The organism is Paramesorhizobium leguminum, from assembly GCF_003217235.1.
Lineage (GTDB): Bacteria > Pseudomonadota > Alphaproteobacteria > Rhizobiales > Rhizobiaceae > Paramesorhizobium > Paramesorhizobium leguminum.
Genome location: NZ_QJTF01000010.1, coordinates 118,609 through 128,728 on the forward strand (window position 1 = coordinate 118,609; position 10,120 = coordinate 128,728).

At 62.2% G+C, this 10,120-nt stretch carries 8 protein-coding genes; 2 read left to right on the plus strand and 6 right to left on the minus strand.

The genetic code is table 11. From position 1 onward, the window contains the following. Positions 1-51 precede the first annotated feature (51 nt). Positions 52-732, plus strand: coding sequence for a DUF2161 domain-containing phosphodiesterase (locus C7477_RS10325; RefSeq protein ID WP_110751758.1), 681 nt, complete (start codon positions 52-54; stop codon positions 730-732). A 42-nt stretch (positions 733-774) separates the two neighbouring features. Here C7477_RS10325 and C7477_RS10330 read toward each other — a convergent pair whose 3' ends face one another. From C7477_RS10330 to hutI, 6 genes are all read right to left on the minus strand, one after another. Continuing rightward, on the minus strand, positions 775-1,353 hold the full coding sequence (locus C7477_RS10330; RefSeq protein ID WP_110751800.1) for a HutD/Ves family protein: 579 nt from the start codon (positions 1,351-1,353) through the stop codon (positions 775-777). A gap of 5 nt (positions 1,354-1,358) precedes the next feature. Then, positions 1,359-2,684 carry a YjiH family protein gene (locus C7477_RS10335; RefSeq protein ID WP_110751760.1) on the minus strand — a complete coding sequence of 442 codons (1,326 nt, stop codon included), beginning with the start codon at positions 2,682-2,684 and terminating at the stop codon, positions 1,359-1,361. A gap of 308 nt (positions 2,685-2,992) precedes the next feature. Continuing rightward, the gene (gene hutU, locus C7477_RS10345) at positions 2,993-4,666 is read right to left on the minus strand and encodes a urocanate hydratase (protein WP_110751765.1); all 1,674 of its coding nucleotides are present in this window, start codon (positions 4,664-4,666) and stop codon (positions 2,993-2,995) included. 208 nt (positions 4,667-4,874) lie between these two features. Continuing rightward, positions 4,875-5,684, minus strand: a complete 810-nt coding sequence (hutG, locus tag C7477_RS10350) for an N-formylglutamate deformylase (protein ID WP_110751767.1) — start codon at positions 5,682-5,684, stop codon at positions 4,875-4,877. Position 5,685: 1 nt separating this feature from the next. After that, positions 5,686-7,224 carry a histidine ammonia-lyase gene (gene hutH / locus C7477_RS10355; protein WP_110751769.1) on the minus strand — a complete coding sequence of 513 codons (1,539 nt, stop codon included), beginning with the start codon at positions 7,222-7,224 and terminating at the stop codon, positions 5,686-5,688. Further along, positions 7,221-8,471, minus strand: a complete 1,251-nt coding sequence (gene hutI, locus C7477_RS10360; RefSeq protein WP_110751771.1) for an imidazolonepropionase — start codon at positions 8,469-8,471, stop codon at positions 7,221-7,223. Before hutI ends, hutH begins: the two co-directional genes overlap by 4 nt. Positions 8,472-8,562: 91 nt before the next feature. Between hutI and C7477_RS10365 the strand changes: the two genes are divergently transcribed. After that, on the plus strand, positions 8,563-9,909 hold the full coding sequence (locus C7477_RS10365; RefSeq protein WP_110751773.1) for a formimidoylglutamate deiminase: 1,347 nt from the start codon (positions 8,563-8,565) through the stop codon (positions 9,907-9,909). The last annotated feature ends 211 nt before the right edge of the window (positions 9,910-10,120 follow it).

The window sequence follows — 10,120 nt, forward strand, 5'->3', positions numbered from 1 at the left end:
CGGATCGGTGTAATCTGTGGGAACGATTCGCCGTGTAAACCCTGCAGGCCTATGGAAACGTCGCTTTATCTGCCCGTCAAAGGCTTTCTGGAAAAGGCAGGTTACGTCGTCAAGGGAGAAGTCGGCGGCTGCGATCTCGTCGGCTTGAGCGATGGCGATCCTCCCGTGATCGTGATCTGTGAACTGAAACTGAGCTTCAATCTGGAACTCATCCTACAGGCCGTCGACCGCGCTGTTGCCGCGGACGAGATCTGGATCGCGGCGCGCGTGTCCGCCAGGGGCAAAGGCCGGGAGGCCGACAAGCGCTATCGCGATCTTTGCCGCAGGCTCGGGATTGGCATGCTCGGCGTTTCGGATGCGGGCGGCGTCAGCATTATCGTCGGCTCCGTATCGCCAATGCCCCGAACCGATCCGAAACGGCGCTCAAAGCTCATGCGCGAACACCAGCGGCGACGCGGCGATCCGGCGGTAGGCGGGAGCACGCGCATGCCTGTCATGACCGCCTATCGGCAGCAGGCGCTCGGCTGCGCGGCGGCGTTGGCATCCGGGCCGATGCGGGTGCGCGACATCAGATCGAGCGTCCCGGATGCCGGGAAGATCCTGCTTTCAAATGTCTACGGCTGGTTTGAGCGGCTTGAGCGGGGTGTTTACAACTTGACGGATGCCGGACGGGAGGCGCTGCAGCGATGGCCGCAGCAGGAGATGGAGACAACAAAAGCCGCTCCGGCGTGATTGCTAAATAGGAAATACATGGTTCCGTTGTCATCAGGCACTTCATGGTCCCTGGAAGATCTCGATGACGAAAATCCTGCCGGGGCCGGATAAACGCAGCGGTTTTTCCACCGCGTTGTCGATGAGCAGGCAATCGAGCGAGGCAAGTTGCGCCGCTTGGGTCTCGTCATCCAAGCGTATGGCGCCATGATGGCATAAGATGACGGCCGGCGTGCCCCTTACGGGCATGGTCATTGGATGTTCCACATCCACGCGCCGTACCGTGTGGGTGAAACGGCCGCGTCTCGTCATGACGTTAAGGTCGGTGATGGGACCATCCGTCAACCGGGCATGGACAGGGATATCAGCGGGAAAAGACAAGGGTGCGGAGGGGGTATTCAGGTGAATACACCCCTGTCCTTCGATTGAAAGCCCGAGTCCATTGCCGTCAAGGATGCAAAGCGTGCGGTCGATTTCAGGGAAGATGGAGAAGGGGCCGTCGCTCGCTACCTTCGCCATGCTGATCCGCCAGTCGAAATCCGATAGCCCCGCATGCGGTGGAAAGACGGCAATCTCCGTCGTCTCTCCACCGCCGTTTTTCCAGGGCATGCGGCGGTGATCCGCCGCTCGTAGAAGCGTGATGCCCATCAGCCGAGCCAGCCTTTGGACGCGGCCCAGAAGGCGACGGGCGCCGTGAGAAGAATGCTGAGCGCGGTGCGGATATACCAGATCACGATCAGGTCACGGAACCGGAGCGGGATGGATGTCGCCAGCATGCAGGGGATCGAGGCCGAAAGGAACAGCACCTGGCTGACCGAGACGACCGCCGCCACGAACTTCAGCACCGGGTCGGCATCCCTAAGCAGGATTGCCGGAAGAAACATCTCGGCAAGGCCTGAGGCCAGCGCCCTTGCGGCCTGCATCGGCTCGGCAAGCTGCGCGATCCAGGTGAACGGGTAGAGCGCAAAGCCGGGGATATCGAAGATCGGCGTGTATTTGGCGGCGAGCAATCCAAGAAGACCAACCGCCATGATGCTGGGCAGGATCATCGCTGCCATGCGCAGGCTATCGAGGAAGGTCGCGCCAAGCAGGGAGAAAATTCCGGGCGCCTTCTGGGCCTGTTCGATACCGGCGTCTATGGCCGTAGCCAAGCGGCCCTTGCCTTCGGGCAACGGCATGTCGCGGTCGCCCGTATGCTCCATTCCACGCAGAGGCCAGAGGCGGGCGACGATGGCCGAGACGATGAAGGTGACGACGAAGGTCGTCCAGAAATAGAGGTTCCACGCGCCCATCAGGCCGAGCGTCTTGGCGACGATGATCATGAAGGTTGCCGAAACGGTGGAGAATCCCGTGGCGACGATCGCCGCTTCGCGCGGGGTATATTTGCCTTCCTTGTAGACGCGATCGGTGATGAGGAGCGCCAGCGAATAGCTGCCGACGAAGGAGGCGACAGCGTCGATGGCCGACCAGCCGGGCGTGCGCCAGATCGGGCGCATGATCGGCTGGACGATGACACCGGTGAGTTCCAGAAGCCCGTAGCCGATGAGGAAGGCGAGCGCCAGCCCGCCGATGGGCACGATCAGGCCGACGGAGAGCACCAGCTTGTCGAACAGGAAAGGCAGCATGTCCGGGGTGAAAATCGCCGCCGGGCCTATGCCTGCCAGATACATGGCCGTGAGGATGAGACCCAGCACGCGGAGCAGTGAAAACACTGTTTCGGTGGTGTTCTTGTTCCATGTGCCGCGAATGAAGGGCGCAATCGCGCCATAGGCGATCAGCGCGGTCACGAAGACGAGCGCCGCGGGCCGCAAATTCGTGGCGATTGCCGACGCCGCGTGATCGAGCAGGATGGTCGATTTTCCGCCGATGGTGACGGGCACGAAAAAGAAGAATATGCCGATGAAGCTGTAGACGATGAGCTTCAGGGCGGCGGTGCCGCGCGAGCCGCTTTGCGTGAGTACTGAGTCTGTCATTGTAGTTCCCCTTATTTTTTGAAGTTTTAAAGCATTTCATATTTAGATGGAAACGCTGGCGGGACGTTTACCCCCCTCTGCCTTGCCAGGCATCTCCCCCTCAAGGGGGGAGATTGGCCTGCATCGGCGACGGCACATATTCTGGGAATATTGATGATTGGCGGAAGCGGCAATGACAGCGTAATCTCCCCCCTTGAGGGGGAGATGCCTGGCAAGGCAGAGGGGGGTATGTCTCGCGATTCCATTAAACCATGACCCGTTCTAAAGCAGACGAGGCGGCCTTTTGGACCGCCTCGTTGAATGCCTCATCAGTTGCCCAGAATGCCCGGAAGGCGCAGGCCCTTCTCCCGGGCGCAATCGATGGCGACGTCATAGCCTGCATCGGCATGGCGCATGACCCCCGTCGCCGGATCGTTCCACAATACCCGCTCGATGCGCCGCGCCGCATCGTCCGTGCCGTCGCAGCAGATCACCATGCCGGAGTGCTGTGAGAAGCCCATGCCGACGCCGCCGCCATGGTGCAGCGACACCCAGGTTGCGCCGGAGGCGGTGTTGAGCAGCGCGTTGAGCAGCGGCCAGTCGGAGACGGCGTCGGAGCCGTCCTTCATCGCTTCCGTCTCGCGGTTCGGCGAGGCGACGGAGCCGGAATCGAGGTGATCTCGTCCGATCACGACAGGGGCTTTCAGCTCGCCCTTTGCGACCATCTCGTTGAAGGCGAGGCCGAGCTTGTGGCGGTCGCCGAGGCCCACCCAGCAGATGCGGGCGGGGAGGCCCTGAAAGGCGATGCGCTCGCGCGCCATGTCGAGCCAGTTGTGCAGGTGCTTGTTGTCGGGCAGAAGCTCCTTCACCTTGGCGTCGGTCTTGTAGATGTCTTCCGGATCGCCGGAAAGCGCGGCCCAGCGGAAGGGGCCGATGCCGCGGCAGAAGAGAGGACGGATATAGGCAGGGACGAAACCGGGGAAGGCGAAGGCGTTTTCCAGCCCTTCATCCTTGGCGACCTGCCGGATATTGTTGCCGTAGTCGAGCGTCGGGACGCCCCGGTCCCAGAAGGCGAGCATGGCTTCGACATGCTCGCGCATCGACGCGCGGGCCGCCTTTTCCACACTCTTCGGATCGCTTTCGCGCTTCTCCCGCCATTCGGCCAGCGTCCAGCCCTTGGGCAGGTAGCCGTTGATCGGGTCATGCGCCGAGGTCTGGTCGGTGACCATATCGGGGCGCACGCCACGGCGCACCAGTTCCGGCAGGACCTCCGCCGCATTGCCGAGAAGGCCGACGGACTTTGCCTCGCCCGCCTTCGTCCAGCGGTCGATCATGTCAAGCGCCTCGTCCGGCGTCGTCGCCTTGGCATCGACATAGCGGGTGCGCAGGCGGAAATCGATGCGGGTCTCGTCGCATTCCACCGCAAGGCAGCAGGCGCCCGCCATGACAGCGGCGAGCGGCTGCGCGCCGCCCATGCCCCCAAGGCCTGATGTCAGGATCCATTTTCCCTTGAGATCGCCGCCATAATGCTGGCGTCCAGCCTCCACAAAGGTTTCATAGGTGCCCTGAACGATGCCCTGCGTGCCGATATAGATCCACGAGCCCGCGGTCATCTGCCCATACATGGCGAGACCTTTCTTATCGAGCTCGTTGAAATGGTCCCAGGTTGCCCAATGGGGCACCAGATTGGAATTGGCGATGAGGACGCGCGGAGCGTTGGCGTGGGTCTTGAACACGCCGACCGGCTTGCCCGACTGCACCAGCAGTGTCTCGTCCTCTTCCAGCGTTTTCAGGGTCGCGACGATGCGGTCGAAATCATCCCAGGTGCGGGCGGCGCGGCCAATGCCGCCATAGACCACCAGCTCGTTCGGGTTCTCGGCTACATCAGGGTCGAGATTGTTCATCAGCATCCGCAGCGGCGCTTCGGTCAGCCAGCTCTTGGCGTTGAGCTCGGTTCCGCGCGGCGCCCGGATTTCGCGGATATTGTGGCGTGGGTTGGTCATGTGTGGGTTCCTTTAATACTGCTTTTCCTAGATCCCTTCACCCTCGTGGTTCGAGGCTCCCCTTCGACTCGCTCGCAAGCTCGCGGCTCAGGGTCGCACCTCACCATGAGGGTGAACGGGCGCCGGCGCTTGCAGTAGCCCTCATCCTGAGGTGCGATTGGAGCGAAGCGAAATGAGCCTCGAAGGACGAGGGCGCTTGGCGATTCCATCAACGAACGAACCGCTGTGTTGTCAGTGCGAGCGCTTCGATGCGCTGGAGAATGGCTTTCAGATGAATACGAAGCTTTTCAGCCTTCGTCTCGTCATAGGCGAAAGGCGGAGCTTCTGAAGCGAGATGGGTGGATTGCGCCAGTTCCATCTGGATGGCGTGGACGCCTGTTTCCGGCTTGCCGTAATGGCGCGTGGTCCAGCCGCCCTTGAAGCGTCCGTTGAGGATGGAAGTGTATCCGTCGGCGCCCCCGGCGATCTCCTTTACAGCCGCCTCGATTTCCGGCGCGCAGGTCTTGCCATTATCGGTGCCGATGTTGAAATCCGGCAGCTTGCCTTCGAAGAGAAAGGGGATTTGCGAGCGGATCGAATGGCAGTCGTAGAGGATGGCGACGCCGTGGATCGTCTTCACCCGCTCGATTTCAGCGACAAGGGCTGCATGATAGGGCGCGTGGAAGGCGGCGAGCCGGGCCTTGATGTCGGCCTCATCCGGTTCCCCGCCTTCCAGCCAGATCGGCTCGCCGTCGAAATCGGTTTCGGGAATGAGGCCCGTGGTGTTCTGGCCGGGATAAAGGCTGGTGCCTAGGGGATCGCGGTTGGCGTCTACACAATAGCGATGGAAGGTGGCGCGGACAGTGGTCGCATCCGGCAACAGCCCGTCATAGAGCTTGTGAATATGCCAGTCTGTATCCGCCAGCAGACGCCCATTGGCGTTGAGCCTCTCCCCTATATCCGATGGCACCTCGGTTCCCGTGTGGGGAAAAGCAAGGATGACGGGCGAGTTGCCTTGGCGGACTTCGAATGCGGCCATGTCAATTTTCCAATGCGGGGAGGATACCGGCGGAAACAGAGTTATTCAGCGCGCCGGTGGCGACGAGACCGCGCGCCGCCTTCAGGTCATCAGCCATATAGCGGTCGATCTCGAGTTCCGGCACGGCGGCTCGTATCGTGGCGTGCGCTTTCAGCAGTTCCGGGCTGGTTTTGAGAGGCGCGCGCAGATCGAGGCCTTGCGCGGCGGTGATCGCCTCGATGCCGATGATGGAGAAGAGGTTTTCGCTCATCTGCATGAGGCGGCGCGCGCCGTGGCAGGCCATGGAGACGTGGTCTTCCTGATTGGCCGAGGTGGGCGTGGAATCGACCGATGCCGGGTGCGACATCTGCTTGTTTTCGCTCATCAGCGCGGCGGAGGTCACCTCCGCGATCATCAACCCGGAATTGAGGCCGGGCTTCCTGGCGAGAAATGGCGGCAGGCCGAAGCTCAACGCGGGATCGACGAGAAGCGCGATGCGGCGCTGCGAAATCGCGCCGATCTCGCAGATGGCGAGCGCAATCTGGTCGGCGGCGAAGGCGACCGGCTCAGCGTGGAAGTTCCCGCCCGATATCACGGAGCCGTCGCTGACCACCAGCGGGTTGTCGGTGACGGCATTGGCTTCGATTTCCAGCGTGCGTGCGGTCATGCGCAAGAGATCGAGGCAGGCGCCATCCACCTGCGGCTGGCAGCGGATGCAATAGGGGTCCTGCACGCGCTCGTCGCCTTCGAGATGGCTTGCCCGGATTTGCGAGCCTTCCAGAAGGGTGCGCAGCGCATAAGCGGTATCGATCTGGCCCTTATGGCCCCTGAGCGTATGGATTTCCGGATGGAAGGGGGCCGACGAACCCATGGCGGCGTCGGTCGAAAGCGCGCCTGTGATGAGGGCGCTTTGCGCCGCGCGGTGCGTTCGAAACAGCCCGGCAAGAGCAAGCGCGGTGGAAACCTGCGTGCCGTTGATGAGGGCGAGCCCTTCCTTGGCGGCGAGCACGACGGGTTTCAGCCCTGCCTTGGACAGCGCGTCTCTCGCGGCAAGCCGCTCGCCTTGAACGAAGGCTTCGCCTTCGCCGATCATCGCGGCAGCCATGTGGGCGAGCGGCGCCAGATCACCCGATGCGCCGACGGAGCCCTTCTCCGGGATGACGGGGATGACGCTTTTCTCCAGCATGTCCTCGATAAGGCGGACAATCTCCATCCGCACGCCGGACGCGCAGCGCCCGAGCGAGATCAGCTTCAGCACCATGATGAGGCGGACGATCTCTTCCGTGAAAGGCGCGCCGACGCCGCAGCAATGCGAAAGGATCAGATTGCGCTGGAGCGTGGTGACATCGGAGGCGTCGATGCGGATGCTCGCCAGCTTGCCGAAGCCGGTGTTGACGCCATAGACCGGCTGGTCGCTGCCTGCGATTTCCGCGATGCGACCTGCAGCCTTTTCGATGCCTGCATGAAAGGCCGGATCGATCCGCGCCGCCGCGCCGGTCCAGTAAATTCTCTCAAGCGTACCGAGCGGTACGGCACCGGGCTCAAGCAAAATTGTCGTCATTGTCCCCTCCATATCCGGCGATGCAGGGGATTGAAGCCCATGCGGTAGACGAGTTCCGCCGGGCGTTCGATATCCCAGATGGCGAGGTCGGCCCATTTGCCGACTTCGAGCGTTCCGGTCTCAGAGAGAATGCCGAGCACGCGGGCTGCCTCGCGCGTCACCCCGGCGATGCATTCATCGACAGTCAAGCGGAACAGCGTCGCGCTCATGTTCATGGTGAGGAGCAGCGAAGTCAGCGGCGAGGTGCCGGGATTGCAATCGGTGGCGATGGCGATCTTCACGCCGTGCTTGCGAAGCTGCTCGACCGGCGGCAACTGCTTCTCGCGGATGAAATAAAATGCGCCCGGCAGCAGCACCGCCACCGTCCCGGCCTTTGCCATGGCGATAACGCCAGCTTCGTCGGTATATTCCATGTGGTCTACCGAAAGCGCACCGAATTCGGCGGCAAGCTTCGCCCCGTGCAGGTTCGACAGCTGGTCGGCGTGGAGCTTGACCGGCAGGCCATGTTTTTGCGCCGCGCGGAAGACTTGGGCGATCTGTTCCGGAGAAAAGGCGATACCCTCGCAGAAACCGTCCACCGCATCGGCCAGGCGTTCAGCAGCAATCGCCGGAAGCATCTCATTCGCGACGCGGTCGATATAGGCCTGTTTGTCGCCATCGGCTTCGGGCGGCAGGGCGTGCGCGCCGAGAAAACTGGTGCATATGGAAACGGGCCGTTCGCCTCCTAGCCGCCGGGCGACCGTGAGTGTTTTCCGCTCGTTTTCCAGATCAAGACCATAACCGGATTTGACCTCCACGGTGGTGACGCCTTCGGCGATCAGCGCATCGAGGCGGGGCAGGGTCTGGCGCAGCAAATCCTCTTCGCTCGCGGCGCGGAGCGCCTTGACCGAGGAGACGATGCCGCCGCCTGCTTTGGCCACGTCCTCATAGGTGGCTCCGGCAAGCCGCAGCTCGAACTCATGCGCCCTGTTTCCGGCATGGACGAGGTGGGTGTGACAGTCGATGAGGCCGGGGGTGATCCAGCGGCCTTCCAGATCGACGATTTCCGACCGCCCGAGGGCGGAGAGAGGCAAGTCGCTTTCCGCTCCGGCAAAGGCGATGCGGCCGTTTTCGATCAGCAAGGCACCTTTTTCGACAATGCCAAGACCTTCGCCGCCAACGGCCAGTGTCGCCAGCCGTGCGTTGCGAAAGAGGACCGGACGGCCATGGTCAGGCGATCCTTTCTGCGAAAAAGAGTTCCCACTCATCAGCTTTACGCCTTTCTTTATGCTTATAATGTATATACATAATAATAGGGTGACAAGAGAAATCTTCCATCGTGAAAAGGAAGGGACAGGCATGGTGAGGCTTCACACGAAGACGGCGCTTCTGCCGCAGGGCTGGCAATCGGACGTGCGCCTGACAATTGCTGCGGGGCGCATTGCCCGCGTGGAAACCGGTGTTGCGCCGGGGCCGGATGACGAGCGCCACGCAATTCTCATTCCCGCCATGCCGAACCTTCACAGCCATGCCTTTCAGCGGGCGATGGCGGGCTTGGCTGAGGTGAGGGGACCGGCCAGCGACAGCTTCTGGAGCTGGCGCACGGTCATGTACAAATTCGCGCTGTCGATGACGCCGGAGCATGTCGAGGCCGTCGCCGCCCAGCTCTACATGGAAATGCTGGAGGCGGGTTTCGGCCGCGTCGGCGAGTTCCATTATCTGCACCATGACAAGGATGGCCGGCCATATGCCAACATCGCCGAACTCGCCGGGCGGATCGGCGCGGCCAGCGAGACGACGGGCATCGGGCTGACGCTGCTGCCCGTGTTCTATGCGCATTCCGGCTTCGGCGGCGCCGCGCCGATCGAGGGCCAGCGGCGGTTCATCAATTCCACCGACAGTTTCGAAAAGCTAATGGAGGGGTGCCGGGCGATCGTTGACCGCTTGGAGGGCGCTGAACTGGGGGTTGCCCCGCACAGCCTCCGGGCGGTTACCTTGGGCGAACTGGCGCAAATCGTGCCGATGGCGGGTAGAGGGCCGGTCCATATCCACGTCGCCGAGCAGGTGAAGGAGGTGGAGGACTGCATCGCTTGGGTCCGTGCGCGCCCGGTCGAATGGCTGCTCGACAACGCTCCCGTCGATGGGCGCTGGTGCCTTATCCATGCGACGCACATGACGGATGACGAGACGCGCCGGATGGCGGCAAGCGGCGCTGTTGCCGGGCTTTGCCCGATCACCGAGGCCAATCTCGGCGACGGCACGTTCAATGCGCCGCTCTTTCTTGACGCAGGCGGACGTTTCGGCATCGGCTCGGATTCCAACGTGCTGATTTCCTTACCCCAGGAATTGCGCCAGCTCGAATATTCGCAGCGGCTCGCGCTTCGCGCCCGCAATGTCGTCGCAACGCCCGGCGGTTCGACGGGGCGACGTCTCTTCGATGAAGCACTCGCGGGCGGCGGGGCGGCGCTCGCTGCACCGGCCGGGCTCGCCGAGGGCAATCATGCGGACATCGTTTCGCTCGATTTGAGCGCGGTCCCCTATCTCGCCGGCGACCAGATTCTCGACCACTGGATATTCGCTGGCGGTGTCGATGTCGATTGTGTTTGGGCGCTTGGCCGCAAGCAGGTGGAGGGCGGATGCCATTTGAAGCGGGATGTTATCAACAAGCGCTTTCTGGCGGCGATGGGCGAACTGCTCGCGGAGTGAAAGGGGCTTTTCCGAATAGAGCATTGGCGATAGAGCGGGAGGCACTGAAGCATTTCACCTCTTGATGGAAACGATGGGATATTTTTCCTCGTTGAGGCAGCATTACTGTTGAGGCATGGATTCCTGTGACAAGCACAGGAATTGTCTGTTTGTTTCATGCTTAATTGGCGCTGAGGCTGGATGCGATTCCCGGGATGGCCACCCCGGGAAT

Excerpts from the sequence above, each read along its gene's own strand:
- C7477_RS10365 (WP_110751773.1), top strand. The coding sequence starts at position 8,563 with ATGGTGAGGCTTCACACGAAGACGGCGCTTCTGCCGCAGGGCTGGCAA.
- C7477_RS10335 (WP_110751760.1), bottom strand. The coding sequence starts at position 2,684 with ATGACAGACTCAGTACTCACGCAAAGCGGCTCGCGCGGCACCGCCGCC.
- hutH (WP_110751769.1), bottom strand. The coding sequence starts at position 7,224 with ATGACGACAATTTTGCTTGAGCCCGGTGCCGTACCGCTCGGTACGCTT.
- hutG (WP_110751767.1), bottom strand. The coding sequence starts at position 5,684 with ATGGCCGCATTCGAAGTCCGCCAAGGCAACTCGCCCGTCATCCTTGCT.
- hutU (WP_110751765.1), bottom strand. The coding sequence starts at position 4,666 with ATGACCAACCCACGCCACAATATCCGCGAAATCCGGGCGCCGCGCGGA.
- hutI (WP_110751771.1), bottom strand. The coding sequence starts at position 8,471 with ATGAGTGGGAACTCTTTTTCGCAGAAAGGATCGCCTGACCATGGCCGT.
- C7477_RS10325 (WP_110751758.1), top strand. The coding sequence starts at position 52 with ATGGAAACGTCGCTTTATCTGCCCGTCAAAGGCTTTCTGGAAAAGGCA.